This window comes from Streptomyces sp. NPDC101110 (assembly GCF_044759525.1).
Lineage (GTDB): Bacteria > Actinomycetota > Actinomycetes > Streptomycetales > Streptomycetaceae > Streptomyces.
This window is the reverse complement of the sequence record NZ_JBIVZM010000020.1, coordinates 98199-124247: the sequence shown is the minus strand read 5'-3', so window position 1 is coordinate 124247 and position 26049 is coordinate 98199. Positions and strand designations below refer to the sequence as shown.

Genomic DNA, 26049 nt, shown 5'->3' with positions numbered 1-26049 from the left:
GGGGGGGGGGGGGGGGGGGGGGGGGGCGGGGGGGGGGGGGGGGGGGGGGGGGGGGCGGGGGGGTGGGGGGGGGGGGGGGGGGGGGGGGGGGGGGGGCGGGGGGGGGGGGGGGGGGGGGGGGGGGGGGGGGGGGGGGGCGCCCGCGCCCCCCCCCCCCCCCCCCCGCGGGGGGGGGGGCCCCCCCCCCCCCCCCCCCCCCCCCCCCCCCCCCCTCTCCATGTCGCGGGGCGCGTCAGGTCCGTACGACGCCGAACCGGACGTCGTACGACGCCCCCGGGTGCATGACGCGCAGCATCCGCTCCCCCTCGGCGGTGACCTCGTCCTGCAGAGCGCGGGTGAGGCGGTCGAAGGGCTCGATCACGAGCGCGTCCTCCGCCAGCCGCCACAGCCCCGCGAGGAAGCCGTCGACGAGGAGCGTGCGGTAGGCCATGTTGCCCTTCCACGAGCGGCCCCGGTACGCGGGCGGGACGACGCGGGCGCGGTCGGCGTGCGAGAGCAGCAAATTGTCGAACTCGGGAAGGAAGCGCGGCGGCGCCGGCGTGTCCGGGTCGGGGCGGGGGGCGTCGGGGAGGTCGAAGAGTTCGACGCCGGCTTCGTCCCGGAAGGTCACGAGCCGCGGCCGCAGACGTTCGAAGGCGTCGCGCAGGCGGGTCATGCCGGCCCAGGCCTGCATGTCCTTCACCGAGGCCGGGCCGAAGGCGGCGAGATAGCGCAGGACGACCCCGTCGGGCGCGGGGGCCGGCTGCGCGGGCCGGCCGAGCCAGTGCTCGGCGGTGGTGAGACGGACCTGCCCGCTGCGCTCCCACAGCCCGCGGGGCGTCACCTGCACGAGCGGGAGGCGGCAGCGGGCGGCGACAGCCAGTGCCTGCGGATCGGCGTCGGGCCACTCCCGGAGCAGGGCCTCGCGCAGCTGCGTCATGGTGCGGGGCTCGGTCTCGACGAGGTCGCGGGCGAGCGCGGCGAGCCGTTCCAGGTCGACACCGGCGAGTCCCTTGCGGAAGGTGACGAGCTCCCGGTCGCGGGCGGGCTGCACCAGCGGCCGCAGGGTGAGGCAGTCGTCCGCGGTGTGGGTGTGGATGGTGGAGCGCATCGTGACGATCCGGACGGCCTCGCGGTCGGCCATCAGCCGGGACAACGCCTCGGGGGCGAATCCGTCGAGCCGGGCGGCGAGGGCGTAGTACGGCGGCCTGACGTTCTGCGCCTGGAGCCCGAGCAGGTGCTCGACGGCCGCCGCGACGGAGAGCCCGGCTGGCCGCAGCAGCAACTGCCGGTCGAGGGTCGCCCGGTTGAGGGCACGCGCGCCGAGCAGGGGTGCCGTGCCGGTGACGCTCCGCTTGGTGTTCGTCATGCGATGCACGGTAGCGGGGCTTGCGGACAGCTTCTGGCCGCGACTCCGCACGGGAACGCAAGGGGGCCCCGCGTCCCGGTCGCCCGCGTCGGCCGGGGCGGCCGCGGCGCTGTGGAGCTGTGGAGCTGTGGAGCTGTGGAGCTTGTGTCCGCGCAGCGCTCCGCCCCGGCGCATCTGCCGGCGTGCGGCCTCCCGCGACCCGGGCCGCGTGTCGAGGTCGTGGGCGACATGGATCCACTCCGTGTCGTCCGACTCCGTCGAGGGCTTCGTCGTCCTGGCCCTGCGGGGCGGCGGCACCGTCACGGTCCTGGCCCGCGGACCCGAGGCGCTGGACGATCCGGCGGACCGGGTCGACGTGGTCGCCGGGGACGCCACCTCGCCCGACGACGTCGCGAAGGCCGTGGCCGGCTCCGCCGCGACGCCGTCATCACGGGCTGGGACGTCCGGGCCGGGCGTCGGCGGGTTGTTAGTTCCGCCGCGCCGCCGGGTACTCAGCAGTGCGTTCGCGCAACCCGCACCACACGCTCCACCGGGAGATCCGATGTTCCGACCTCTTCCGCGACGCGATCCCCCCGTTTCCCATGAGTGACAGCGCCGGAGGGACGGCCGGGGGCAGGGGGCGAGGCGCGGACCCGGCACGTTCGGCTCTGATCGTGATCGACATGATCAACACCTACGACCACGAGGACGCCGAGCTCCTCGTGCCGTCCGTCGAGCAGGTCGTCCCCGTCCTGACGGAGCTGATCGGCCGGGCCCGTGAGGCCGATGTCCCCGTGATCTACGTGAACGACAACTTCGGACTGTGGCGCTCGCACCACGGTGAGCTGCTGGACGCCGCCCTGTCCCAGCCGAACGCCCACCTGATCGAACCGATCCGGCCCGACGACCGCTCGCTCTTCGTGCTGAAGGCCCGCCATTCGGTCTTCTTCGAGACTCCCCTGTCCTACCTGCTGTGGAGCCTGGACGTCGGGCACGTGGTCCTGACCGGCCAGGTCACCGAGCAGTGCGTCCTGTACTCCGCCCTGGACGCACACATCCGCCACCTGGACGTCACGGTGCCGAAGGACGCCGTGGCCTCCATCCATCCCCATCTGGCGTCCGCGGCCCTGGAGATGATGGGGCGCAACATGGGCGCGCGGATCATCACGGCGAAGGAGACCGAGTTCACTCCCCGTGAGGACTGAGACCGTACGGTGGCCTTCCGCCGCTCGCCCTGCGGGGTTCAGCCGCAGCGGCGGCCGGAGTTGATGCAGGCGACGGCCCGCTTCATCAGCCGGTCGGGCATGGCGTTGATGAAGTCGCCGTGGTCGGTGATCGGCTTGTGCAGCGATTCGGGGAAGCTGTCCACGGCGAAACGGGTGCTGCCGGACAGGCCGCTGTAGGTGAGGCGTTGGACGAGCTGCGGGACCGCCTTGAAACCGGCCGGGCACCTGCCACGGGGGTCGGCGAAGGCGACGTGGCTGCGGTGGTCGGCGCTGTCGGTGTTCCGGCCGTCCCAGCAGCTCTGGAAGCGCTCGGTGCGGACCACCTGGCTGCCGGCCGGGCAGATCGGGTACTTGTCCTTGAGCTGGACCCGGTTCTCGAAGCCGGTGCAGGACCAGGCCGCGTTGGCGTTGGCGCCGCCGTTGGCGTTGGCCTTGGCGTCACCGGTGATGATGCGCAGGAAGCGCGGCATGGCGACCACCTTGGTGGCGGGACTGCCGACGAAGGTGAGACTCGCGGACGTGGGCGTGAGGATCTTGCCGACGTTGCCCTCGGCTCCGCCGCCGGGCTTGCCCGCGTCCGCCCTCTCGACTCCCTTGCGGTCGCGCAGCACCGGCCAGTAGTAGGTCGACCGGTCGCCGTTGGTGCAGGTGGTGCGGGCCGCGGCGAGGGTGTCGTCGGTGGTGAAGGCGTCGACGCCGACGGCGCCGACGTAGTCGTGGGTGTGGTGGGCCCCGTTGCCCACCCCGGGGGCGACGATCACGTTGTCGGAGTTGTGTCGGCCTTCCGCGTTGACACCGCAGCGGGTCTGGAAGGCGCCCTTGGAGGCGTTGCGGCCGTTGCGGGGCCGTGCGGGCACGTTGGGGGCGACCTTGGTGATGTCCACGAAGTCCGCGCGCACCGGCCCGTTGCCGGCGGCCGGTGATGGCTTCGCCCCTGGACCGGACAGGGGTGAAGCCGCGCGGGTGGTGGCACGCGGGGCGTCGGTCGCGTTGGCCTGCATGTTGACCAACGCGAGTCCGACGCCGCCCGCGGCCAGCCCTGCGAGCAGGACGATCGCGTTGCGACGGTTGCGGTTGCGCCTGTGTCCCCGGTTCATGGTGGCCCTTCCGTTCATGTGTCAGGTGTGTCAGGTGTGACCACCGTGGCCGGTGGGACGAAGAGGGGCCACCGGTTCCGGGCGCGCGTCATCGGCGCGTAAGAATTCGCTCTTCGGCGTCGGCCCGGGCGGTCAGCGGTGCTCGGGGTTGTCCGCACCGGGGCGGCAGCCGGCGTCCCACTCCGAGCGCCGGTTGCCGTGGGCGGGGACCCCGCCGGCGCGCTTCAGCAGGGCCGCGATGTGCATCAGGTTCCAGGTCATGAAGCTCGTGTTGCGGTTGGTGAAGTCGTTCTCCGGACCGCCCGAGTCCGGGTCCAGGTACGAGGGCCCGGGGCCGGCCGCGCCGATCCAGCCCGCGTCCGCCTGGGGCGGGATCGTGTAGCCGAGGTGCTGGAGGCTGTAGAGGACGTTCATCGCGCAGTGCTTGATGCCGTCCTCGTTGCCGGTGATGAGACACCCGCCGACCCGGCCGTAGTAGGCGTACTGCCCCTGGGCGTTGAGCAGCGAGGAGCAGGCGTAGAGGCGCTCGACGACCTGCTTGGTGACGGAGCTGTTGTCGCCGAGCCAGATCGGCCCGGCCAGGACCAGGATGTCCGCTGCCATGACCTTCTCGTACAGCGACGGCCAGGCGTCCGTGGCGAAGCCGTGCTCGGTCATGTCGGGGTAGACGCCGGTTGCGATGTCGTGGTCGACGGCGCGGATGAGCTCGGTGGTCACACCGGCGGCGTCCATGATCGACCTGCTCTTGTCGATCAGGCCCTGGGTGTGGCTGCGCTGCGGGGACGGTTTGAGGGTGCAGTTGATGTAGAGGGCCGTCAGGTCGTCGAAGCGGTGGGCCGCGTCGGCTGCGGGGGAAGCTGTCATGAGGGCAGGTTCTCGCGCCGGGCCCGGTTTGTTGCGGTTCGGCGCACCCGTGCCCGTCTTACGGAGTCATGACGTACCGCCGCGCTCCCGTGAGCCGGCGCCGGTGTGCGCCTAGCGTGCCCGTATGCGCGTACTGGTCACCGGCGGTGCCGGGTTCATCGGGTCTCATGTGGTCGCCGCCCTGCGGGAGCGGGGGCACGAGGCGATCGTGTTCGACGTGCGGGAGGATCCCGCGGCCGACGTGCGGGATCCCGCGGCGGTGGGCCGCGCTCTGACCGGTGTGGACGCGGTGTGCCACCAGGCCGCGAAGGTCGGGCTCGGCGACGGCGTCGCCGACGCGGCGGACTACGTCTCGCACAACGACCTGGGGACGTCCGTGCTGCTCGCGGCGATGGCGGAGGCGGGGGTACGGAGCCTCGTGCTCGCCGGGTCGATGGTGGTCTACGGGGAGGGGCGGTACGTGTGCGAACGGCACGGGGCGGTGAGGCCGGGGCCGCGGGCCGTGGCCGATCTCGACGCGGGCCGGTTCGAGCCCGTGTGCCCGGAGTGCGGGGCGGACGTCGCCCCCGGGCTGGTCCGCGAGGACGCCCCGGCAGACCCGCGGAACGTGTACGCGACGACCAAGCTCGCCCAGGAGCATCTGGCGGCCGCGTGGGCCCGCTGCACCGGCGGGTCGGCGGTGTCGTTGCGCTACCACAACGTGTACGGGCCCGGCATGCCCCGGGACACCCCGTACGCCGGGGTCGCCTCGTTCTTCCGCTCGACGCTCGCCCGGGGCGAGGCTCCTCGGGTGTTCGAGGACGGACGGCAGCGCCGGGACTTCGTGCACGTGCGGGACGTGGCGGCAGCGAACGCCGTGGCGCTGGAGGCGCGGGGCGCCGCTCGCGGCGTGGTCACCGCCTACAACACGGGCAGCGGTGACCCGCACACCGTCGGCGAGATGGCCCGGGCGCTGGCCGCCGCCCACGGCGGGCCCGAGCCGGTCGTCACGGGTGAGTACCGGCTCGGGGACGTACGGCACATCACCGCGGACTCGTCGCGGCTGCGGACGGAGCTGGGGTGGAAGCCCGGGGTCGGCTTCGCGGAGGGCATGACGGAGTTCGCGCGGGCCGGGATGCGCGCGGGGTGACCCGGCCGCATCCGGCCGGGTTCGGGAGGCGGCGGCCGGCCGCACCGCCTCGCCCCGGCCGGCCTCAGGACGCGGCCGCCGGCAGCACCACCTCGCCCCGGCCGGCCTCAGGACGCGGCCGCCGGCAGCACCACCTCGAAGCGGCAGCCCCCGGGGATGTTGCGTACACCGGTCCGGCCCTGGTGGGCCTCGACGATGCCGCGGACGATGGCGAGGCCCAGACCCGCCCCCGCCGGGGGCGTCCGGGCGTGCGTGCCGCGCCAGCCGGTGTCGAAGACGCGCGGCAGGTCCTCCTCGGGGATACCGCCGCAGGCGTCCGTCACGGACAGGACGACGCCCTCGGGCGAACGCTCGGCGGCGATGGCGACCGTGCCGTCCGCGGGGGTCCGGCGGATGGCGTTGACCAGCAGGTTGCCCAGCACGCGGCTCATCTCCTTGCCGTCCACCTCCACCGGCACCGGCTCGATACGGCCGCCCACCAGCCGCACCCCGCACTCGCGGGCGAGGGGGTCGACACCGGCGAGGGCGTCCCCGACGAGGTCGTACAGGGACATCCGGGTCGGCGTCAGCGCCAGGGCCCCGGCGTGGATGCGGGAGAGTTCGAAGAGGTCGCCGACCATGTCGTTGAGGCGTTCGACCTCGGTGCGCATCTGCTGGAGATAGCGCTTCGGGTCGGCGGCGACGCCGTCCTCCAAGGCCTCCGACATGGCACGCAGACCGGCCAGCGGAGTGCGCAGGTCGTGCGAGATCCAGGCGACGAGCTCACGCCGGGAGGCCTCCAGGGCGCGTTCGCGCTCCCGGGACTCGGCGAGCCGGGCGCTGGTGGCCGCCAGCTCGCGGCTCACCGCGGCGAGTTCGGCGGTGGCGGGCCCGTCGGGTGCGGCGAAGTTGCCGCCGTCGCCGAAGGAGCGTGCGGCGACCGCGAGTTCCCGGCTGCGGGCGACGACCCAGCGGCCCAGCAGCAGGGCGGTGGCCAGGGAGACGACGGCCGCCATGGCGACGACGGTGGTGACGACGGTGAGGTCGTGCGCCGACAGGAACATCGCCCAGGCGACGGCGAGCGTCCCCGCGAGCATCGCGACCACGCCGACCGCCGCCACCACGGCGAGGGACACGGTCAGCGAACGACGGCGGATCAGGCGCAGCACACCCGCTCCGGCCAGTCCCGTCGCGGCGGCACCGGCGAAGGCGTACAGGGCGATCAGGAGGTTGGCGTTCACGGTCGGTCGTCTCCTCCCCCGGGCTCACCGGACTCACCGGACTCACCGGGTGCAGCGGGTGCAGCGGGTGCAGCGAGTTCACCGGGTGCGCCGGGGTCACCGGGTCCACCGGGTTCGAAGCGGTAGCCCACGCCCCAGACGGTCTGGATCAGCCGGGGCCGGGCCGGGTCGTCCTCGACCTTGCCGCGCAGCCGGCGGACGTGGACGGTGACCGTCGACAGGTCGCCGAAGTCCCAGCCCCACACCTCGCGCATCAGGTCCTCGCGGCCGAACGCCCGCCCGGGGTGCCGAAGGAAGAACGAGAGCAGGTCGAACTCGCGGAGGGTGAGCGCGAGTTCGGTGCCGTTCTTGGTGGCACGGCGGGCCGCCGGTTCCACGGTCAGGCCGGCCGCCCCGAGCCGGCGCCCCGTGGCGGCGGGACGGCTGCGGCGCAGCACCGACTCGACGCGCAGGACGAGTTCGCGGGGGCTGAAGGGCTTGGTGACGTAGTCGTCGGCACCGACCTCCAGGCCCAGGATCCGGTCGTCCTCGTCACCGCGGGCCGTGAGCATGATGACGGGCACGGGGCCGTGGCCGCGGATCCGCCGGCACACCTCCAGGCCGTCCATGCCGGGCAGCATCAGGTCGAGCACGACCAGGTCCGGCCGGTGCGCGGCGGCGCGGGTGAGGGCGGTCGGACCGTCGTCGGCCCGGTCGACTGCGTAGCCGGCGCGGTCCAGATAGCCGGCGACGACCTCGGCGACGGTCGGGTCGTCGTCGACGACCAGGATCCTGGGCGCCCCGCCCGCGGTCCCGGGGCGCTCGTACGGTTGCTGCTGCATGCCTCCAGCCTGGCACCGCGTCATCGCCGGCGGGGCCCGGGCACCGTCGGCGGGCTCCGACGTCCGCGTTTCGTAAGGACCGATGGCCCGGTATGTCCGATTCGCCTTCGTAGGGTGAAACCGTGACGACGACACCTTCGGACGTCGACGTGGTGCTGCCCTGCCTGAACGAGGCCGAGGCCCTTCCCTGGGTGCTCGAACGGATTCCGCCGGGCTGGCGCGCACTCGTCGTCGACAACGGTTCCACGGATGGCTCGGCCGACGTCGCCCGCGCGTGCGGTGCGACCGTGGTGCGGGAGCCGCGGCGGGGCTTCGGCGCCGCCTGCCACGCCGGGTTGACGGCCGCCACCGCCGACGTGGTGTGCTTCTGCGACTGCGACGCCTCCCTCGACCCCGGGCTCCTGATCCCCTTCGTACGCGAACTACGCGACGGCCGGGCCGACCTGGTACTCGGACGGCGACGTCCGCAGGGTCGGGGTGCCTGGCCCCCGCACGCCCGGGCCGGCAATCTCGCCCTGGCGCGGATGCTGCGCCGCCGCACCGGGCTGCGCCTGCGCGACCTGGGCCCCCTGCGCGCCGCCCGCCGCGAACCGCTGCTCGCCCTCGGTCTGAGCGACCGGCGCAGCGGCTATCCGCTGCAGATGGTGGTCCGCGCGGCCGACGCGGGATGGCGGATCGAGGAGCGAGACGTGCCGTATCTGCCGCGTACCGGGGCCTCGAAGGTGACCGGCACCTGGCGCGGGACGTGGCAGGCCGTACGGGACATGAGCCGCGTGCTGGCCGAGGCCCCGGCGCACGAAGCGCACGCACATGAAGCGCATGAAGGGGGAACCGTCCGTTGACCACGCTCCTCGTCATCGCCAAGGAGCCGCGGCCGGGCCGGGTGAAGACGCGGCTCACGCCGCCGTTCACCCCCCGGCAGGCGGCCGCACTGGCCGAAGCGGCCCTCGCGGACACACTGCACGCGGTGGCCGCCGCGCCCGCCTCCCGGCGCGTCCTCGTGCTCGACGGCTCCCCCGGCCCGTGGCTGCCGCCGGGCTTCGACGTCGTGGCGCAGTGCGCGGGCGGTCTGGATGAACGGCTGGCCGCGGCCTTCGCGCGCTGCGGCGGACCGGCCCTGCTCATCGGCATGGACACCCCGCAGGTGACCCCGGAACTGCTCACCGTGGACTTCGCGGGCTGTGACGCCTGGTTCGGCCCGGCCGAGGACGGCGGTTTCTGGGCGCTGGGTCTGGCGTGTCCGGATCCCGCTCTGCTGCGGGGCGTGCCCATGTCGACGCCGGTGACGGGTGCCGTGCAGCGGGAACGGCTGGTCGCGGCGGGCCTGCGGGTGCGGGACCTGCCGTCCCTGCGTGACGTCGACACCGCTTCCGACGCCCGCGCCGTCGCCGCGCTGGCCCCGCGTGGACGCTTCGCGGCGCGGCTCGCCCGGTACACGGCGGCCGGGCCGTGCGGGGTCGGGCCGTCCGAGGCCGGGCCCTTCGCCGGGCCCGTCCCACCGACGGCCGGTCCCCGATGAGCGCCCCGCCCGCCACCGCCCTGGCCTGGGCCTCCGCCGACCCCTACGACGCCGCGCTGCGGGCCGGCCGTGGTCCCTTGTTCCTGCGCCGCCCGGACGGCTGGCTGCTGCCGCTGGAGGTGGAGCGCTGGTGCGCCCGCGCCGACGCGGTCGACCGGGACGTACTGGACCGGTGCGAGGGGGCCGTGCTGGACGTGGGGTGCGGGCCCGGACGGCTCGTGGCGGAACTGGCCGCCCGGGGCCGGACCGCTCTCGGGATCGACGTCAGCGAGGCCGCGGTGGAGCACACCGTCCGGCTCGGCGGGCAGGCGCTGCGGCGCTCCGTCTTCGAGCCGCTGCCCGGTGAGGGACGGTGGGACACCGCGCTGCTCATGGACGGCAACATCGGCATCGGCGGTGACCCGCGCGCCCTGCTGGACCGGATCGGCGCCCTCCTGCGCCCCGGCGGCCTGCTGATCGCCGAGACCGCCCCCGCGGACATCGACGAATGCGTGGACGTCCACATCACCGATGCCCACGCCGTCTCCGGCGCCCCGTTCCCCTGGGCCCGGCTGGGCACCCGCGCGCTGCTGCGGTACGCGCGGGGCTGGGAGCGGGCCGGTCAGTGGACGGCCGGCGGGCGGCGTTTCGCCGCCCTGCGCAGTCGCAGCAGCCGCACCGCGAGCAGCAGCGCCGAGCCGCCGAAGAGGGCGGCGGTGATCAGCAGCCAGCGGGTGAGGAACACCTCCGGCGGCAGACCGGTGGCGGACCGGTAGCGCGCCTCCACCATGGAGCTGATCAGCGGGAACCACACGAGCAGCAGCAGCCCGGAGAGGGCGGCCGGTACGCGTACGTACATCGCCCACTCCCGGCGGCGGAGGCCCTCGAACCCCCGCACCATCGCCCGGTCCGCCGCCGCGTACAGCGGCAGCAGGACGAGGTCGTGCAGCAGTGCGGCGCCCACGACCCACAGGGCCACGGCGAACCAGTCCCCGGCGAGCAGGCGCACCCCCGCGTAGGAGGCCAGGGCGAACGAGCCGCAGAGCACCAGGAGTTGCAGGGGGCTGCCGATCACGACGCGTCCTCGCATCACAGATCTCCGAACGTCATCCGGGCCACCCACTTGGTGTTCAGCACGCCGGGCGCGGCGGGCACGATGATCCGCGCCGGGTAGCCGTGGTCGGGGGACAGCTCCTCGCCGTTGACGTACAGGGCGAGCAGGGAACGCGGATCGGCCACCTGGTTGGCGCGCAGCGCGGCCTTCCGGAAGGCGCCGCGGGGCTGGAGGGACTCGACGAACACGTCCGGCGGATCGTCCTCGTACCCGACGAGGGCCGCGAGGTCGCGCAGCCGCACCCCGCGCCACCACTGGTCGGGGGTGGACCAGCCCTCCACGCAGGCGATGGGCAACGCCGAGCTGTACAGGGTGAGTTCGGCGAGGCGGGCGCGGCTGAGGCGGACCGTTCCGGTGCGCCCCGTCACCACCAGCCGCCAGGCGTCGCCGGTCGTCTGAGCCACTTCGATCCCGGCGTACGCCGCGGTCTTGTTGATCTGGAAGCCGTTCGGTCCGGTGCCGGGCTCGCCGCCCCCGTGCGGGGCGAGGAGGGCGGTACGCCGCAGCGGACCGCCGAAGTTCTGCCCCACGGTCGTGGCGAACAGCAGCAGCGAGCCGCTCCCGACGAACCACAGGGCACCCCGCCGGGAGACGGTCGGCTCGGCGGGGCGCGGTGGCACCAGGTCGTTCTTCTCCTCCCCCAGCTGCCGCAGATTGCGCAGTGCCGTGGGGGCCTTCAGCAGGACGTGGGCCACGAAGGCGGCGAAGAACACCCAGGCGCCGTAGAAGTGCAGGGGGTAGAACGAGCCGGGGAACACGTAGTCGAGCTGGACGTTGAGGACGCCGGTCACGAACTCGAACAGTCCGCCGCCGACCAGCAGGAGCAGTGAGATCCGCTCCAGGGCGTGCGCGAGCGAGCGGGCCGGCGGCAGCGCGAACAGCCTCGGCACGACGGACCACAGCTTGGCGAGCAGGACGGGGATCAGGGTGATGCCGAGGGTGACGTGGACGCCCTGGTTCAGCCGGTACAGCCAGTGCGGGTCCGTCGGCCAGGCGAACAGGTAGAAGCCGAGGATCCCCTTGCCCGGGGTCTTGTCGTTGACCGGCGACAGGCCCGGGTTGTAGGCGGCGTACGAGACGAGTCCCGTCACGAACAGGACGGTGACGCCGGCCAGGAGGACGAGGCCCAGCACCGAGGTGAGCCAGGGCCCCCGCAGGGGGCTGCGCCAGAAGGCGGGGGACGTGGGGAGCCGCGGATCGCGTGGGTCGTCTCGCATGAGCCGACGTTAGGCCGCGAAACCCCCGCGAAAGGGTGCGCGACCCATGACGAAACGCTGACGTCGGGCCCGGTCGGCGGCCCGCGGCCGGCCGCGCCGCCTAGCGTGCCGGTGTGATCCGCACCCCGCCCACCGCCCCGTACCGGGACCTGCGCCGCGATGTGTACGCCGCCGTGGCCGCCGCGCTGCTCGTGACGGCGTCCGTCCTGGTCGGCCGTCACATCCAGGACACCAGCCGGACGCTGTTCGTCGACTGGCCCCCCGTGCTGGCGTCCTGGGCCCCGCACACGGGCCCCGGTACCCCGGCCGCCGTCCTGGTCGCGGTCGCCACCGTGGCGTACGGGCCCGTCCTGGCGGCCCGGCTGCCATGGCGTACCCTGCTCCCGGCCGCCTGGGCCACGTCCACGGTGTGGATCCTGTCCCTCGCCCTGGTCGACGGCTGGCACCGGGGTGTCGCCCGCAGGCTCACCACCCGCCATGAGTACCTTCAGGTCGTCGACCGCTTCCACGACGTCCCGGCGGCGCTGCGGGGTTTCACCGGGCACATCCTGCTGGACTCCCCCGACAACTGGCCCGCCCACGTCGCCGGGCATCCGCCCGCCGCCACCCTCACCTTCGTACTGCTCGACCGGGCCGGTTTGCGGGGCGGGGGGTGGGCCGGGACGTGGTGCGTCGTCGTGGGGGCGACCGCGTGCGTGGCCGTGCTGGTCGCGCTCCGCGCGCTGGCCGACGAGGCGCTCGCCCGCCGTGCGGCGCCCTTCCTGGTCCTGGCCCCGGCCGCCGTGTGGATGGGCACCTCGGCCGACGCGTACTTCGCGGCGGTGGCGGCCTGGGCCGTGGCACTGCTGGCACTGGCGGTCACCCGGGGTTCCCCGGGGTGGGCGGGCGCGTCCGGGCTGCTGTTCGGCCTGACGTGCTACCTGTCGTACGGCCTCACGCTCGTCGCGCTGATCGCCGGGGCGGTCCTCGTCCTCGGCCGCCACGGGGTCCGGCGGCACCCGGTCGTACCGGCGGCGCTGCTCGCCGGGCTGGCGGTGGTGCCCGCGGTGTTCACGCTCGCCGGCTTCGACTGGTGGGAGGCCTACCGCCTGCTGGTCACACGCTACGGTCAGGGCGCGGGCGGCATCCGTCCCTACGGCTACTGGGTGTGGGCCAATCTGGCCTGCGCGGTGCTCGTCACGGGACCGGCGACCGTGGCGGGGCTGCGGCGGACAGCGGCCTCGCTGCTCCGGCACCGCATCGGGGCCCGGGCCGGTGTCCGCCTCGCCTTCCTCGTGGCCGCCGCGCTGGCGGCCCTGCTGGTCGCCGACCTGTCCGGCATGAGCAAGGCGGAGACGGAACGCATCTGGCTCCCCTTCGCCCTGTGGCTCCTGCCGGCGTGCGCCTTCCTCCCCCGCCCCCGCCTGTGGCTCACCGCCCAGGCGCTGCTCGCGCTGCTCCTCAACCATCTGCTGCTCACCGGGTGGTGAACCCCGCCGGGAGCAGGCACCGTCGCGGTCTTCAGGCCGCCGGGTTGGTGTCGATCACCGCTTCGGCCTCCTCGTCCCGCGCCGGGCGCAGGTGGGCCGTGATCCGCTTGCCGTCCCCGAAGGGGCTGACCACGACTTCCTCGCTGACCGTGTGCACCACGTGCATCCCGTGGCCGCCGAAACGCCGCCCGTCGCGCTGCCTGACCAGCGGCGGCTCGGCGGAGGTGTCCCACACGGTGATGGCGAGTCCGTCCTCGGACAGCTGGAGGATCATCCCGCAGGGTCCGGGTGCGTGCCGGATCGCGTTGGTGACCAGTTCACTGACGACCAGCTCGGCGTCGATCGCCAGCGGGGCCGGCACGGAGCGGCGGCCGGAAGACGGTACGCGCGACAAAAACGCGCGCAGCGCCCGGCGCGCCTCGACGGCGCAAGCCGCGCCCTCGGCCCAGACCGCGCCGCAGCGCAGGGTGGCCCGCTCGTCCGCGCCCGGCTCATCTTCCGCCTGCTTCATAAGCGGGATGACCATACGGGGCTCTTTCGTTGTTGTTCGTGTTGCCAAGTGACCTTTCGGTCGTTCGTCTACCCAGGCGCTCCACGCACACACTGCCGGTGGCCCACCGCCGGGTGTGCTCTGCGCCCCATCACGGCCGTCGCTTCTTCGCCACACGCGGGATCCCCGAGGGGGACGCGTCGCTAGCATGGGCGGCGCCCACCGCCCGTTCGCGCCGGGCGCGGGGCGGGGAGAGCGAGGTCACAACCGGAGCGAGGGCAAGGTCACAGCCGTTCCCTCTGCTGCTCGTTCGTTAACGTGGCCTAACATCCGAGCATGACGGTCCTGCCTGACGACGGGCTTGAGCTGGCCGGCGAGTTCCCTGACGTGTCCCATGAGCAGTGGCAGCGCCTTGTGGCGGGTGTACTGCGCAAATCGGGCAAGGACGTCGAGGGGGCCGAGGCCGAGGAAGCCCTGTCCACCGCGCTGGAGGACGGGTTGCGCACCCGCCCTCTCTACACCGCCCACGACTCCGCGCCCGAGCCGGGTTTCCCGGGATTCGCTCCCTTTGTGCGCGGCGGCCGCCCCGAGGGGAACACGGTCGGCGGCTGGGACGTACGGCAACGGCACTCCACGGCCGACCGTGACGCGGTGCTCGGGGACCTGGAGAACGGCGTCACCTCGCTCTGGCTGACGGTCGGGGAAGGCGGCATCCCGGTGCCGGACCTCGGCCGGGTCCTCGACGGCGTGTATCTGGACCTGGCGCCCGTCGTTCTGGACGCCGGGCGCGATGCCGAACCGGCCGCGCGGGAGCTGCTCCGGGTGTACGCGGAGCGGGGAGTGGCCCGGGACGCGGCGCGCGGCAATCTGGGCGCGGATCCGCTCGGGCACGAGGCCCGTACCGGTCAGCGGTGCGACACCGCGCCGGCGGCGGAGCTCGCGCGGCTGTGCGCCGGAGAGTACCCGGGGCTGCGTGCGCTGACCGTGGACGCGCTGCCGTATCACGAGGCCGGAGGTTCGGCCGCCCAGGAGCTGGGCTGCTCGCTGGCCACCGGCGTGGCGTATCTGCGGGAGCTGACCGGGGCCGGTCTCGATGTCGAACAGGCCTGCTCCCAGGTGGAGTTCCGGTACGCGGCGACCGCGGACCAGTTCCTGACGATCGCGAAGCTGCGGGCCGCGCGCCGGCTGTGGGCCCGGGTGGCCGAGGCCTGCGGGGCGCCGCGCGCGGGGGCGCAGCTCCAGCACGTGGTCACCTCGCCCGTGATGATGACGCGCCGCGACCCGTGGGTGAACATGCTGCGCGCCACGATCGCCACCCTGGCCGCCGGCGCGGGCGGGGCCGACGCGGTCACCGTGCTGCCCTTCGACCACGCCCTCGGCCTGCCGGACGCGTTCGCGCGCCGGATCGCCCGCAACACCTCGACCATCCTCATCGAGGAGTCGCACCTGGCGCGGGTGATCGACCCCGCGGGCGGCTCCTGGTACGTGGAACGCCTCACGGACGAACTCGCCCACGCGGGCTGGGAGTTCTTCCAGCGCATCGAGCGGCTCGGCGGCATGGCGGCCGCCCTGCGGTCGGGGGACGTCGCGCAGGACCTGGCCGAGACCTGGAGGGCACGCACCGGCAGGCTCGCCAAGCGGCGCGAACCCATCACCGGCGTCAGCGAGTTCCCGTTCCTCGCGGAGAAACCGGTGGTCCGCGCGGAGGCACCCGAGCCGCGCTCCGGCGGTCTGCCTCGCGTCCGCCGTGACGAGGCGTACGAGGCGCTGCGCGCCCGTTCGGACGCCCACCTCGCCGCGACGGGTTCCCGGCCGCGGGTCTTCCTCGCCGCGCTCGGCCCGGCCGCCGCGCACACCGCCCGCCTCACCTTCGCCTCCAACCTCTTCCAGGCCGGCGGCATCGAGCCGGTCGTGGACGGCACCTTCGAGGAGAGCGGTGCGACGGAGGCCGTGCTGTGCTCCAGCGACTCTGTGTACGCGGAGCAGGCCGAGGCGGCCGTCCGGGCGCTGAAGGCCGCCGGCGCACGGCATGTGTTCCTCGCGGGCCGTCCCGGGGAGCACCCGGGTGTCGACTCGTACGTCTTCGCGGGCTGCGACGCCGTCGCCGTGCTGTCCGCCACCCTCGACCGCATGGGAGTGTCGTGATGGGTATCCCCGACTTCTCCGGGATCGAGCTGGGCGCCCCGGCCCCCGACGGCGGCGCCGACGAGTGGCGCTCGGCGGTCAAGAACGCCTCCGGCGGGGACGACCTGCTGTGGGAGACGCCGGAGGGGATCGCGGTCAAGCCGCTGTACACCGGCCGTGACCTGGAGGGCCTGGACTTCCTGGACACGTATCCGGGGGCGGCGCCGTACCTGCGCGGTCCGTATCCGACGATGTACGTCAACCAGCCCTGGACGATCCGCCAGTACGCCGGCTTCTCGACGGCCGAGGAGTCCAACGCGTTCTACCGGCGCAACCTCGCGGCCGGCCAGAAGGGCCTGTCGGTCGCCTTCGACCTGCCCACGCACCGCGGCTACGACAGCGACCACCCGCGGGTGACCGGTGACGTCGGCATGGCGGGCGTGGCGATCGACTCCATCTACGACATGCGGCAGCTGTTCGACGGCATCCCGCTGGACAAGATGACCGTGTCGATGACGATGAACGGTGCCGTGCTGCCGGTGCTGGCGCTGTACATCGTGGCGGCGGAGGAGCAGGGCGTACCGCCGGAGAAGCTGGCCGGAACCATTCAGAACGACATTCTGAAGGAGTTCATGGTCCGCAACACCTACATCTATCCGCCGAAGCCGTCGATGCGGATCATCTCCGACATCTTCGCGTACACCTCGCAGCGGATGCCGCGCTACAACTCCATCTCCATCTCCGGGTACCACATCCAGGAGGCGGGTGCGACGGCCGACCTGGAGCTGGCGTACACCCTCGCCGACGGCGTGGAGTACATCCGGGCGGGCCGTGAGGCGGGCCTGGACGTGGACGCGTTCGCGCCGCGGCTGTCGTTCTTCTGGGCGATCGGCATGAACTTCTTCATGGAGGTCGCCAAGCTGCGGGCGGCGCGCCTGCTGTGGGCGAAGCTGGTGAAGCAGTTCGACCCGAAGAACGCCAAGTCCCTGTCGCTGCGCACCCATTCGCAGACCTCGGGCTGGTCGCTGACCGCGCAGGACGTGTTCAACAACGTGACGCGCACCTGCGTCGAGGCCATGGCGGCGACGCAGGGGCACACGCAGTCGCTGCACACCAACGCCCTCGACGAGGCGCTCGCCCTGCCCACCGACTTCTCGGCGCGCATCGCCCGCAACACACAGCTGCTGCTCCAGCAGGAGTCCGGCACCACCCGCGTGATCGACCCGTGGGGCGGCAGCGCGTACGTGGAGAAGCTGACGTACGACCTGGCCCGGCGGGCCTGGCAGCACATCGGGGAGGTCGAGGCCGCGGGCGGTATGGCCAAGGCCATCGACGCGGGCATCCCGAAGCTGCGCATCGAGGAGGCCGCGGCGCGCACCCAGGCCCGGATCGACTCGGGCCGGCAGCCGGTCATCGGCGTCAACAAGTACCGGGTGGAGTCCGACGAGCAGATCGACGTCCTGAAGGTCGACAACTCCTCGGTGCGGGCGCAGCAGATCGAGAAGCTGCGGCGGCTGCGCGCGGAGCGGGACGAGCGGGCCTGCCAGGACGCGCTGGACGCGCTGACCAGGGCCGCCGGCGGCGAGGGCAACCTGCTGGAGCTGGCCGTGCACGCGGCCCGCGCGAAGGCCACCGTCGGGGAGATCTCCGACGCCCTGGAGAAGGTGTACGGCCGGCACGCGGGGCAGATCCGTACGATCTCCGGCGTGTACCGCAACGAAACCGGAGAGTCCCCGAGCGTGGACCGCACCCGCACCCTGGTGTCCGCCTTCGAGGAGGCCGAGGGCCGCCGCCCGCGCATCCTGGTCGCCAAGATGGGCCAGGACGGCCACGACCGCGGCCAGAAGGTGATCGCCACGGCCTTCGCCGACCTCGGTTTCGACGTGGACGTCGGCCCGCTGTTCCAGACGCCCGCCGAGGTGGCCCGACAGGCCGTCGAGGCGGACGTGCACATCGTCGGCGTCTCGTCGCTGGCGGCCGGTCACCTCACCCTCGTCCCGGCCCTGCGCGAGGCGCTGGCCGAGGAGGGCCGCGAGGACATCATGGTCGTGGTCGGCGGGGTGATCCCGCCGCAGGACGTGCCGACGCTGCTGGAGATGGGCGCGGCGGCCGTCTTCCCGCCCGGGACGGTGATCCCGGACGCGGCGTACGACCTGGTGCAGCGACTGTCGGACGGCCTCGGGCACGAGCTGTGATCGATGTCGACGCGTATGTGAAGGGCGTGCTCGACGGGAAGCGGGCGATCATCGCCCGCGCGATCACCCTCGTCGAGTCGACCCGGCCGCAGCACCGGGCGCTGGCGCAGGAGTTGCTGACCGCGCTGCTGCCGCACAGCGGCCGGGCCCGGCGAATCGGCGTCAGCGGGGTGCCGGGCGTGGGCAAGTCGACGTTCATCGACGCGTTCGGCACGCTGCTGACCTCGCTCGGACACCGGGTGGCGGTCCTGGCCGTCGACCCGTCCTCCAGCCGTACCGGCGGCTCGATCCTGGGCGACAAGACCCGGATGGAGCGCCTGGCCGTGGACCCGGCGGCGTTCGTGCGCCCCTCCCCCACCGCGGGCACGCTGGGCGGGGTCGCCAAGGCCACCCGCGAGTCGATCGTGGTGATGGAGGCCGCGGGTTACGACGTGATCCTGGTGGAGACGGTCGGCGTCGGCCAGTCCGAGACGGCCGTCGCGAACATGGTCGACACGTTCCTGCTGCTCACCCTCGCCCGCACCGGCGACCAGCTCCAGGGCATCAAGAAGGGCGTGCTGGAGCTGGCCGACGTGATCGCCGTCAACAAGGCGGACGGGCCGCACGAGCGCGACGCCCGGGCGGCGGCCCGGGAACTGGCGGGGGCGCTGCGGCTGATGCACGGCAAGGACGCGTTCTGGACGCCGCCGGTACTGCACTGCAGCGCCCGCGAGTCGACCGGCCTGGACACGCTGTGGGAGCGCCTGGAGCAGCACCGCACCCTGCTGGACTCCACCGGCCGTCTCGCCGGGAAACGCCGCGACCAGCAGGTCGACTGGACCTGGAACATGGTCCGCGACGAACTCCTCGGCCGCCTCCGGGCCGACCCGGCGGTACGGGCGCTGGCACCGGTGCTGGAGCAGCGCGTCCGGGAGGGCGAACTCACCCCGACACTGGCCGCCGAGCGGATCCTCGGCGCGCTCGGGGGTTCCGACCCAGCCGGTTCCTGAGCTCTGAGCAGCCGGGACGGCGATTTCGCATACCCGGCTTGCATGACTATGCAAAGTGAGACATACTCTTTCTATGTCCAAGGTCCTCACCTCCCTGCCCGCCGGCGAGCGCGTCGGCATCGCCTTCTCGGGCGGTCTCGACACCTCCGTCGCGGTCGCGTGGATGCGCGACAAGGGCGCCGTCCCGTGCACCTACACCGCCGACATCGGCCAGTACGACGAGCCCGACATCGCCTCGGTGCCCGGCCGTGCCAAGACCTACGGGGCCGAGATCGCGCGCCTGGTCGACTGCCGTGCCGCGCTGGTCGAGGAGGGCCTGGCCGCGCTGACCTGCGGCGCGTTCCACATCCGCTCGGGCGGGCGGGCGTACTTCAACACCACCCCGCTCGGCCGGGCCGTCACCGGCACCCTGCTGGTGCGGGCGATGCTGGAGGACGACGTCCAGATCTGGGGCGACGGCTCGACCTTCAAGGGCAACGACATCGAGCGGTTCTACCGCTACGGCCTGCTCGCCAACCCCCACCTGCGCATCTACAAGCCCTGGCTGGACGCGGCCTTCGTGACGGAGCTCGGCGGCCGCAAGGAGATGTCCGAGTGGCTGCTGGCCCACGGCCTGCCCTACCGGGACAGCACGGAGAAGGCGTACTCCACGGACGCCAACATCTGGGGCGCCACCCACGAGGCCAAGACCCTGGAGCACCTGGACACCGGCGTCGAGACCGTCGAGCCGATCATGGGCGTCCGGTTCTGGGACCCCTCGATCGAGATCGCCGCCGAGGACGTGACGATCGGCTTCGCCGAGGGCCGCCCGGTGTCGATCAACGGCAAGGAGTTCGCCTCCCCCGTCGACCTGGTCATGGAGGCCAACGCCATCGGCGGCCGGCACGGCCTGGGCATGTCGGACCAGATCGAGAACCGCATCATCGAGGCCAAGAGCCGCGGCATCTACGAGGCCCCGGGCATGGCCCTGCTGCACGCCGCCTACGAGCGTCTCGTCAACGCGATCCACAACGAGGACACCCTCGCCCAGTACCACACCGAGGGCCGGCGCCTCGGCCGGCTGATGTACGAGGGCCGCTGGCTGGACCCGCAGGCGCTGATGATCCGCGAGTCGCTCCAGCGCTGGGTCGGCGCCGCCGTCACGGGCGAGGTGACGCTGCGGCTGCGGCGCGGTGAGGACTACTCGATCCTCGACACCACGGGCCCGGCGTTCAGCTACCACCCGGACAAGCTGTCCATGGAGCGCACCGAGGACTCCGCGTTCGGCCCGGTGGACCGGATCGGCCAGCTCACCATGCGCAACCTCGACATCGCCGACTCCCGCGCCAAGCTGGAGCAGTACGCCGGCATCGGCCTGATCGGCACCGGCAGCCCCACCATCGGCGCCTCCCAGGCCGCCGCGACCGGCCTCATCGGCACCATGCCGGAGCTGCCGCAGGGCGGTGCCGAGGCCATCGCCTCCCGGGGCGAGGTCTCGGAGGAGGACGCGTGGCTGGACCGGGCGGCGATGGAGTCCGGCACGGACTGACCGCACGGCACCGCGCCAGGCCGGCCCGACGCGATGTCGGGCCGGCCTCCCGGCGTTCTCACCGGCCTGGGGCCGCCGCCGCACCCTCGGTGGACACCTCGTCCGGCAAGCACCCCTCGACGCCGAACTCCTGCCCCGTGGCGAAGGCGTCGACCCGCTCGTCGGCGCTTCCGTGGTCCCCTTCCCTCGTCCAGGGAGTGTCGTCGGCGTCGCGGACCAGGGCCGTGCGCAACTCGTCCACGTCCCCCTCGTCGAAGACGACCGTTCCGTCCCGGGCCGCGCCGTCGAGCTCTGCTCCGGCCAGGCAATCCGCCTGCAACTCGCCGTCCACCGTCTGGAGTTCCGCCTCGAGGCGGTTCTGTATCGCATGGCCCCACTCGTGCGCGACGACCAGGTACACGAACGCGTCCCCGTACCGGTAGCCCGACCGCATGAGGTCGGTGTCCCAGGCGACGTAGTCCTCATCCGTCGTGCAGTAGAAGGCGTTGTCGTCCGCCAGCGGTTCGCCGTCGCAGGTGGGGACGTCCGCGGCGGCGCCGTCGTACTCGCCCAGGACGGTGGGCGGGACGTACGTCCGTGTGAAGAACTCGGACCAGTGGGCGTCCCAGAAGGCGTCGACGCCCTGCACGGCCGTTTCGATGTCCTGGCCCATGTCGTCACGCGCGGGGGCCCCGTACGCCCAACCACCGGACAGGGCCAGCAGAGCGGTGGCCAGCACCGCGCACACGCGTATCCGAAGCTGATGGGTCATGGTCGACTCCGCAACATGCCGGTGTCGCAGCGCGGCTGCGTCGTTCCGTCGCGTGCCGGGCGGGTCGTGTGCCCTCTTCACCAGTCAACGCCGATACCGGGCCGGCCGCACCCTCGGAACGCCGGTGCCCCGCCGGTCGGTACCGGCGGGGCATCGCGCTCAGCGTGACGTGCCGGCCATCTCCGGGACCGGTGCGTCCAGGGAGTCCAGGCCGCGCAGGATGTCCTCCACACGCTGCCTGGCGTCGCCGAACAGCATCTGGGTGTTCTCGCGGAAGAACAGCGGGTTCTGCACGCCCGCGTAGCCGGCGGCCATGGACCGCTTGAAGACGACCACGTTCGCCGCCTCCCAGACGTGCAGCACCGGCATGCCGGCGATGGGGCTGGACGGGTTGTCGGTGGCGGCCGGGTTGACCGTGTCGTTGGCGCCGATGACCAGGACGACCGAGGTGGCGGCGAAGTCGTCGTTGATCTCGTCCATCTCCAGGACGATGTCGTACGGCACGTTGGCCTCGGCGAGCAGCACGTTCATGTGCCCGGGCAGCCGGCCGGCGACGGGGTGGATGCCGAACCGCACCTCCACACCCCGGTCGCGCAGCTTGCGTGCCAGTTCGGCGACCGGGTACTGGGCCTGCGCGACGGCCATGCCGTAACCCGGCGTGATGATGACCGAGGTGGCGTTGCCGAGGAGTTCCGCGGTCTCCTCGGCGCTGATCTCCCGGTGCTCGCCCTGCTCGCCCTCGTCGGCGGCGGCCGCCGGGGTGCCGAAGCCGCCCGCGATCACCGAGATGAAGGAGCGGTTCATCGCCTTGCACATGATGTACGACAGGTAGGCACCGGAGGAGCCGACCAGCGCACCGGTGACGATGAGCAGATTGTTGGCGAGCAGGAAGCCGGAAGCCGCGGCGGCCCAGCCGGAGTAGCTGTTCAGCATGGAGACCACCACCGGCATGTCACCGCCGCCGATCGAGGCGACCAGGTGCGCGCCGAGGGCCAGCGCGATCACGGTGACCGCGATGAGCAGGCCCATGCCGGGGCGTACGACGAACGCCACCGTGAGCCCCACGAAGGCCACGAGCGCGCCGATGTTGAGGAGGTGCTTGCCCGGCAGCGTGAGCGGGCGGGAGTTGATGCGCGCCGAGAGCTTCAGGTAGGCGACGACGGAACCCGTGAAGGTGACGGCGCCGATGAACACCCCGATGAACACCTCGGCGTGATGGATGCCCAGCAGCGAACCGGAGAGTTCCGCGTCGACGTCGAGGTAGCCGTTCCAGCCGACGAACGCGGCGGCGAGGCCCACGAGGCTGTGCATGATGGCGATCAGCTCCGGCATGCCGGTCATCTCGACCACCCGGGCCCGCCACAGGCCGATGCCCGCGCCGAGGGCCGTGGCGACGACGATCAGCACCAGTCCGGTCGCGGAGATGCTGCGGGAGGCGAGCCCGACCGTGGCGGCGAGGGCGACGACCATGCCCGCGATGCCCCAGACGACTCCGGAACGGGACGTCTTGTGCTGGGAGAGGCCGGCGAGGCTGAGGATGAACAGCAGCGCGGCGACGACGTAGGCGGCCTGGGCGGCCGTGTCTGTGGTCATCCCTGATCAGCCCTTCGAGAACATGCCGAGCATGCGGCGGGTGACGGCGAATCCGCCGAAGATGTTGATGCTCGCCAGCAGGATCGCGGCGAACGACAGCACGGTGACGGCGGTGTCGCCCTGCCCGATCTGCAGCAGCGCACCGACCACCACGATGCCGGAGATGGCGTTGGTGACCGACATCAGCGGGGTGTGCAACGCGTGGTGCACATTGCCGATGACGTAGAAGCCGATGACGATCGCCAGGACGAACACCGTGAAGTGGCCGAGGAGTTCGCTCGGGGAGAAGGCCGTCACCAGGAACAGCGCGAGTGCTCCGGCACCGACGAGGGCGTAGGAGGACCAGGCCGGGCGGGCGGGCTTCGCCGGCGCCTCGGCGGCGGCCGGTTCCGGGTCCTTGGCCGCGGCCGGTGCGGGCGCGGCGGAAACCTGCACCGGGGGCGGCGGCCAGGTCTTCTCACCCTCGCGGACCACGGTCATCGACCGCTGCACCACGTCGTCGAAGTCGAGGACGAGCCGGCCGTCCTTGCCCGGGGTGAGCAGCTTCATCAGGTTGACGAGGTTCGTGCCGTACAACTGCGAGGCCTGGGCGGGGAGCCGGCCGGGCAGGTCGGTGTAGCCGATGATCGTCACGTCGTTGTCGGTGACGACCGCCTTCCCGGCGACCGTCCCCTCGACGTTGCCGCCCTGGGCGGCCGCCATGTCGACGATCACGCTGCCGGGCTTCATGCTCGCGACGTCCTCGGCGGTGATCAGCCTCGGTGCCGGACGGCCCGGGATGAGCGCGGTGGTGATGATGATGTCGACGTCGGCGGCCTGCTCGGCGTACATCTGCGCCGCGAGCCGGTTGTAGTCGTCCGAGGTGGCCTTGGCGTAGCCGTCGGTGCTCACCTCCTGCTCGGCGGTCACCGTCAGGAACTCGCCGCCCAGGGACCGCACCTGCTCGGCGACTTCGGGGCGCGGGTCGGTGGCGCGGACCACGGCGCCCAGGCTGCGGGCCGCGCCGACCGCGGCGAGCCCGGCCACTCCGGCCCCGGCCACCAGCACCTTGGCGGGCGGCACCTTGCCGGCGGCGGTGACCTGGCCCGTGAAGAAGCGGCCGAAGGCGTGCGCGGCCTCGACCACGGCCCGGTATCCGGCGATGTTCGCCATCGAGCTGAGGACGTCCAGCGACTGGGCGCGCGAGATGCGCGGCACGGCGTCCATGGCGAGCACGGTGATCGGCCGCCGCGCCAGCTCCTCGACCAGTTCCGGATTGAGGGCGGGGCTGATCAGCGCGATCAGTGTCGCCCCGTCGTTCAGCCGGTCGGCCTCCTCGGTCGAAGGGGCGTTGACCTTGAGCACGATCTCCGCCTGCCACGGGTCGCCGAGCCGGGCTCCCGCCTCCTCGTAGGCCGCGTCGGAGAAGCGGGACGAGGCTCCCGCGCCCGGTTCGACGACCACCTCGTACCCGAGCGCGACGAGTCTGCCCACGGTGGCCGGTGTGGCCGCCACCCTGGTCTCGTCCGCAGTGGATTCGGCCGGAATGCCGATCCTCTGGGGTTCAGCTTCCGCTGGAACCATCGTCTGCCTCTCCTCGTCTTTGTGTCTGTCCTCCTTGGTGCCCGCATCCTGCACGCTCGACGCGGCATCCGTGGCGGACCACGGTCACACGGCCGAGGAGGTCGTCCTCACACGACCGGGGGGTTGCCGGATGGCCCGTTCGGCGGTATGGATGTGACGCCAGAGGCGGCAGATGCCCCGTGATGCGGCATGTTTCCCGCGGGCGCAGACTGGGCTGGTGAGCAACGTGCGCCCGGGACGCGGGTCCGCGTCCCCTACCCGAACCGCGCCACAGCAGACGCTGGCGCTGGCGGCGATGATGTTCGCCGTCGCCATGACGTTCATCGACCAGACCATCGTGTCGATCGCTGCTCCGGACATCGTCCGCGAGCTGGGCCTGTCGTCCTCCGGTATGCAGTGGGTGGTCAACTCCTACCTGCTGGCCCTGGCTGCGTTCTTCGCACTCGGCGGGCGGCTCGCGGACCTGTACGGACCGCGCCGGGTCGTCGTCATCGGAACCGTGGTGTTCGTCGTCTCGTCCGTGCTGTGCGGCTGCGTCCCCGAGGGCGGCGCCGCGCAGGCATGGCTGATCATCTTCCGGGCCACCCAGGGGCTGGGGGCGGCGCTGCTGTTCCCCGCGGCCCTGGCCGTGGTGGTGGCCGTCTTCCCGGTCGAGCGGCGCGGCCGCGCCCTGGCCCTGTTCTTCGGTGTCACCGGTGCGCTGACCGCCATCGGGCCGCTCCTGGGCGGTTGGCTGACCAGCTGGACCTGGCGGGCCGTGTTCTGGGTCAACGTCCCGGTGGCGATCGTGGCGCTGGTGCTGACGGGCCTGGCGCACATCCCCGACCGGCGGCGGTCCGGCACGCTGGACGTGCCGGGTGCCGTCCTCATCGCCTTCGGCATGGGCCTGAGCGTCCTCGGCTTCCAGCAGGCGTTCTCCTGGGGCTGGGACAGCTGGGCAACCTGGCTGTGCATCGCGGGCGGCCTCGCGGTGCTGGCCGGGTTCATCCGCTACGAGCGCGGGGTGGAGCACCCCCTGATCGATCTGCGGGTCTTCCGCGACAAGGCGTTCAGCGTGGACGCGCTGGTGCTGTTCTTCGCGATGCTCGCGTTCGTCCCGGTGTTCTTCTTCGCCTCCGTCTACGCGCAGGTGTCGCTGAGCGCCTCGCCGAACCAGGCGGCGCTGTTCCTGCTGTACTTCTTCGTGGGCTTCGCGATCGCCTCCCAGTGGGGCGGTCGGATCCTGGACAAGAAGGGCGCGCGGCCGGCCCTGAAAATGGGCGGGGTGGTGGGCGCCGTCGGGTTCGCGCTGTGGGCGGGCGAACTCACCAACCTGACCATGCACGACCAGTGGCTCTATGCAGCGCTTGCCGGGGCCGGCATCGGCTTCATCCTGGCGCCGGCGTCGACGGACGCCGTGAACCGCGCCATCGGCGCCTCCTACGGCGAGGTCACCGGCATCACGCAGACGGTGCGCAACTTCGCGGCCAGTGTGGGCATGGCGATCTTCGGCACGATCCTGACGCACGTCACGACCGACAACGTGACGGGCACCCTGGAGTCCCGGGGCGTGCCCGCCGGGACGGCCGAGAGTGTGGCGCGCGACGTCACCGAGTCGGTCACGGGCAACGGCGACGCCCAGCCGCCCACCGGCACCGGGCCCGCCGCCGAGGCGACCCGGGACGCGATGTCGGCGATCCGCATGGACTTCGCGGAGGCCAACCAGTGGGTGTTCTACGGCATGGCCATCGCACTGGGCATCGCCTTCCTGTGCGCCCTGCGGCACCCGGGCGGCACGGTGGATTCGCACGCGAAGGTGCAGGAGCCGGCGGCACAGGCGCGCTGACGAAGCCCG

General features: G+C 72.8%; 21 protein-coding genes. 11 read left to right on the top strand and 10 right to left on the bottom strand.

The window, feature by feature from the left end:
• Nucleotides 1-232: 232 nt before the first annotated feature.
• The gene (locus ACIQU3_RS34685; protein WP_403929597.1) at nucleotides 233-1348 is read right to left on the bottom strand and encodes a winged helix DNA-binding domain-containing protein; all 1116 of its coding nucleotides are present in this window, start codon (nucleotides 1346-1348) and stop codon (nucleotides 233-235) included.
• Between the two features lie 581 nt (nucleotides 1349-1929).
• Between ACIQU3_RS34685 and ACIQU3_RS34680 the strand changes: the two genes are divergently transcribed.
• The gene (locus tag ACIQU3_RS34680; RefSeq protein WP_403739501.1) at nucleotides 1930-2532 is read left to right on the top strand and encodes a cysteine hydrolase family protein; all 603 of its coding nucleotides are present in this window, start codon (nucleotides 1930-1932) and stop codon (nucleotides 2530-2532) included.
• 38 nt (nucleotides 2533-2570) lie between these two features.
• On the opposite strand, the gene ACIQU3_RS34675 is transcribed toward ACIQU3_RS34680, so the two are convergent.
• Both ACIQU3_RS34675 and ACIQU3_RS34670 read right to left on the bottom strand, forming a co-directional pair.
• On the bottom strand, nucleotides 2571-3650 hold the full coding sequence (locus tag ACIQU3_RS34675; protein WP_403929595.1) for a DUF1996 domain-containing protein: 1080 nt from the start codon (nucleotides 3648-3650) through the stop codon (nucleotides 2571-2573).
• Nucleotides 3651-3782: 132 nt separating this feature from the next.
• Nucleotides 3783-4514: a flavodoxin family protein gene (locus tag ACIQU3_RS34670; protein ID WP_403739507.1), complete on the bottom strand. Its 732-nt coding sequence runs from the start codon at nucleotides 4512-4514 to the stop codon at nucleotides 3783-3785.
• 124 nt (nucleotides 4515-4638) lie between these two features.
• On the opposite strand from ACIQU3_RS34670, the gene ACIQU3_RS34665 reads away from it, so the two are divergent.
• Nucleotides 4639-5643 carry an NAD-dependent epimerase/dehydratase family protein gene (locus ACIQU3_RS34665; RefSeq protein ID WP_403929592.1) on the top strand — a complete coding sequence of 335 codons (1005 nt, stop codon included), beginning with the start codon at nucleotides 4639-4641 and terminating at the stop codon, nucleotides 5641-5643.
• Between the two features lie 107 nt (nucleotides 5644-5750).
• On the opposite strand, the gene ACIQU3_RS34660 is transcribed toward ACIQU3_RS34665, so the two are convergent.
• Nucleotides 5751-6863 (bottom strand): sensor histidine kinase, encoded by a 1113-nt coding sequence (locus tag ACIQU3_RS34660; protein WP_403739513.1) that lies wholly within the window; start codon nucleotides 6861-6863, stop codon nucleotides 5751-5753.
• Nucleotides 6860-7684, bottom strand: coding sequence for a response regulator transcription factor (locus ACIQU3_RS34655; RefSeq protein ID WP_403739516.1), 825 nt, complete (start codon nucleotides 7682-7684; stop codon nucleotides 6860-6862). The genes ACIQU3_RS34660 and ACIQU3_RS34655 overlap by 4 nt, the downstream gene beginning before the upstream one ends.
• Before the next feature lie 122 nt (nucleotides 7685-7806).
• On the opposite strand from ACIQU3_RS34655, the gene ACIQU3_RS34650 reads away from it, so the two are divergent.
• The 3 genes from ACIQU3_RS34650 to ACIQU3_RS34640 are packed head-to-tail and all read left to right on the top strand — an operon-like array spanning nucleotide 7807 to nucleotide 9958.
• Nucleotides 7807-8526, top strand: a complete 720-nt coding sequence (locus ACIQU3_RS34650) for a glycosyltransferase family 2 protein (RefSeq protein ID WP_403739519.1) — start codon at nucleotides 7807-7809, stop codon at nucleotides 8524-8526.
• Complete coding sequence (locus ACIQU3_RS34645; RefSeq protein WP_403929589.1) at nucleotides 8523-9203, top strand: DUF2064 domain-containing protein; 681 nt, start codon at nucleotides 8523-8525, stop codon at nucleotides 9201-9203. The genes ACIQU3_RS34650 and ACIQU3_RS34645 overlap by 4 nt, the downstream gene beginning before the upstream one ends.
• On the top strand, nucleotides 9200-9958 hold the full coding sequence (locus ACIQU3_RS34640; RefSeq protein WP_403929586.1) for a class I SAM-dependent methyltransferase: 759 nt from the start codon (nucleotides 9200-9202) through the stop codon (nucleotides 9956-9958). The genes ACIQU3_RS34645 and ACIQU3_RS34640 overlap by 4 nt, the downstream gene beginning before the upstream one ends.
• Nucleotides 9959-10271: 313 nt before the next feature.
• On the opposite strand, the gene ACIQU3_RS34635 is transcribed toward ACIQU3_RS34640, so the two are convergent.
• The gene (locus ACIQU3_RS34635; protein ID WP_403739528.1) at nucleotides 10272-11513 is read right to left on the bottom strand and encodes a molybdopterin-dependent oxidoreductase; all 1242 of its coding nucleotides are present in this window, start codon (nucleotides 11511-11513) and stop codon (nucleotides 10272-10274) included.
• Nucleotides 11514-11626: 113 nt separating this feature from the next.
• On the opposite strand from ACIQU3_RS34635, the gene ACIQU3_RS34630 reads away from it, so the two are divergent.
• Entirely contained in the window at nucleotides 11627-12982 is a 1356-nt protein-coding gene (locus ACIQU3_RS34630; protein ID WP_403929584.1) for a hypothetical protein, read from the top strand.
• Between the two features lie 31 nt (nucleotides 12983-13013).
• Here ACIQU3_RS34630 and ACIQU3_RS34625 read toward each other — a convergent pair whose 3' ends face one another.
• Complete coding sequence (locus ACIQU3_RS34625) at nucleotides 13014-13508, bottom strand: ATP-binding protein (protein WP_403739535.1); 495 nt, start codon at nucleotides 13506-13508, stop codon at nucleotides 13014-13016.
• Nucleotides 13509-13808: 300 nt separating this feature from the next.
• Between ACIQU3_RS34625 and ACIQU3_RS34620 the strand changes: the two genes are divergently transcribed.
• From ACIQU3_RS34620 to argG, 4 genes are all read left to right on the top strand, one after another.
• Entirely contained in the window at nucleotides 13809-15617 is a 1809-nt protein-coding gene (locus tag ACIQU3_RS34620; RefSeq protein ID WP_403739538.1) for a methylmalonyl-CoA mutase family protein, read from the top strand.
• Nucleotides 15617-17791: a methylmalonyl-CoA mutase gene (scpA, locus tag ACIQU3_RS34615; RefSeq protein ID WP_403739541.1), complete on the top strand. Its 2175-nt coding sequence runs from the start codon at nucleotides 15617-15619 to the stop codon at nucleotides 17789-17791. Before ACIQU3_RS34620 ends, scpA begins: the two co-directional genes overlap by 1 nt.
• On the top strand, nucleotides 17788-18780 hold the full coding sequence (gene meaB, locus ACIQU3_RS34610; protein ID WP_403739544.1) for a methylmalonyl Co-A mutase-associated GTPase MeaB: 993 nt from the start codon (nucleotides 17788-17790) through the stop codon (nucleotides 18778-18780). Before scpA ends, meaB begins: the two co-directional genes overlap by 4 nt.
• A gap of 73 nt (nucleotides 18781-18853) precedes the next feature.
• Complete coding sequence (argG, locus tag ACIQU3_RS34605) at nucleotides 18854-20308, top strand: argininosuccinate synthase (protein ID WP_403739547.1); 1455 nt, start codon at nucleotides 18854-18856, stop codon at nucleotides 20306-20308.
• 58 nt (nucleotides 20309-20366) lie between these two features.
• Here argG and ACIQU3_RS34600 read toward each other — a convergent pair whose 3' ends face one another.
• The 3 genes from ACIQU3_RS34600 to ACIQU3_RS34590 form a co-directional block, all read right to left on the bottom strand.
• Nucleotides 20367-21059, bottom strand: coding sequence for a hypothetical protein (locus ACIQU3_RS34600; protein WP_403739550.1), 693 nt, complete (start codon nucleotides 21057-21059; stop codon nucleotides 20367-20369).
• A gap of 159 nt (nucleotides 21060-21218) precedes the next feature.
• Nucleotides 21219-22652 (bottom strand): Re/Si-specific NAD(P)(+) transhydrogenase subunit beta, encoded by a 1434-nt coding sequence (gene pntB, locus ACIQU3_RS34595; RefSeq protein WP_403929582.1) that lies wholly within the window; start codon nucleotides 22650-22652, stop codon nucleotides 21219-21221.
• 6 nt (nucleotides 22653-22658) lie between these two features.
• Nucleotides 22659-24215, bottom strand: coding sequence for a Re/Si-specific NAD(P)(+) transhydrogenase subunit alpha (locus tag ACIQU3_RS34590; RefSeq protein WP_403739554.1), 1557 nt, complete (start codon nucleotides 24213-24215; stop codon nucleotides 22659-22661).
• 295 nt (nucleotides 24216-24510) lie between these two features.
• Here ACIQU3_RS34590 and ACIQU3_RS34585 point away from each other — a divergent pair, with 295 nt between their 5' ends.
• Complete coding sequence (locus ACIQU3_RS34585) at nucleotides 24511-26040, top strand: MFS transporter (RefSeq protein WP_403929599.1); 1530 nt, start codon at nucleotides 24511-24513, stop codon at nucleotides 26038-26040.
• Nucleotides 26041-26049: the final 9 nt, after the last annotated feature.

Excerpts from the sequence above, each read along its gene's own strand:
- ACIQU3_RS34685 (WP_403929597.1), bottom strand. The coding sequence starts at position 1,348 with ATGACGAACACCAAGCGGAGCGTCACCGGCACGGCACCCCTGCTCGGC.
- ACIQU3_RS34680 (WP_403739501.1), top strand. The coding sequence starts at position 1,930 with ATGAGTGACAGCGCCGGAGGGACGGCCGGGGGCAGGGGGCGAGGCGCG.
- ACIQU3_RS34675 (WP_403929595.1), bottom strand. The coding sequence starts at position 3,650 with ATGAACCGGGGACACAGGCGCAACCGCAACCGTCGCAACGCGATCGTC.
- ACIQU3_RS34670 (WP_403739507.1), bottom strand. The coding sequence starts at position 4,514 with ATGACAGCTTCCCCCGCAGCCGACGCGGCCCACCGCTTCGACGACCTG.
- ACIQU3_RS34665 (WP_403929592.1), top strand. The coding sequence starts at position 4,639 with ATGCGCGTACTGGTCACCGGCGGTGCCGGGTTCATCGGGTCTCATGTG.
- ACIQU3_RS34655 (WP_403739516.1), bottom strand. The coding sequence starts at position 7,684 with ATGCAGCAGCAACCGTACGAGCGCCCCGGGACCGCGGGCGGGGCGCCC.
- ACIQU3_RS34640 (WP_403929586.1), top strand. The coding sequence starts at position 9,200 with ATGAGCGCCCCGCCCGCCACCGCCCTGGCCTGGGCCTCCGCCGACCCC.
- ACIQU3_RS34635 (WP_403739528.1), bottom strand. The coding sequence starts at position 11,513 with ATGCGAGACGACCCACGCGATCCGCGGCTCCCCACGTCCCCCGCCTTC.
- ACIQU3_RS34625 (WP_403739535.1), bottom strand. The coding sequence starts at position 13,508 with ATGGTCATCCCGCTTATGAAGCAGGCGGAAGATGAGCCGGGCGCGGAC.
- ACIQU3_RS34620 (WP_403739538.1), top strand. The coding sequence starts at position 13,809 with ATGACGGTCCTGCCTGACGACGGGCTTGAGCTGGCCGGCGAGTTCCCT.
- scpA (WP_403739541.1), top strand. The coding sequence starts at position 15,617 with ATGGGTATCCCCGACTTCTCCGGGATCGAGCTGGGCGCCCCGGCCCCC.
- argG (WP_403739547.1), top strand. The coding sequence starts at position 18,854 with ATGTCCAAGGTCCTCACCTCCCTGCCCGCCGGCGAGCGCGTCGGCATC.
- ACIQU3_RS34600 (WP_403739550.1), bottom strand. The coding sequence starts at position 21,059 with ATGACCCATCAGCTTCGGATACGCGTGTGCGCGGTGCTGGCCACCGCT.
- pntB (WP_403929582.1), bottom strand. The coding sequence starts at position 22,652 with ATGACCACAGACACGGCCGCCCAGGCCGCCTACGTCGTCGCCGCGCTG.
- ACIQU3_RS34590 (WP_403739554.1), bottom strand. The coding sequence starts at position 24,215 with ATGGTTCCAGCGGAAGCTGAACCCCAGAGGATCGGCATTCCGGCCGAA.
- ACIQU3_RS34585 (WP_403929599.1), top strand. The coding sequence starts at position 24,511 with ATGATGTTCGCCGTCGCCATGACGTTCATCGACCAGACCATCGTGTCG.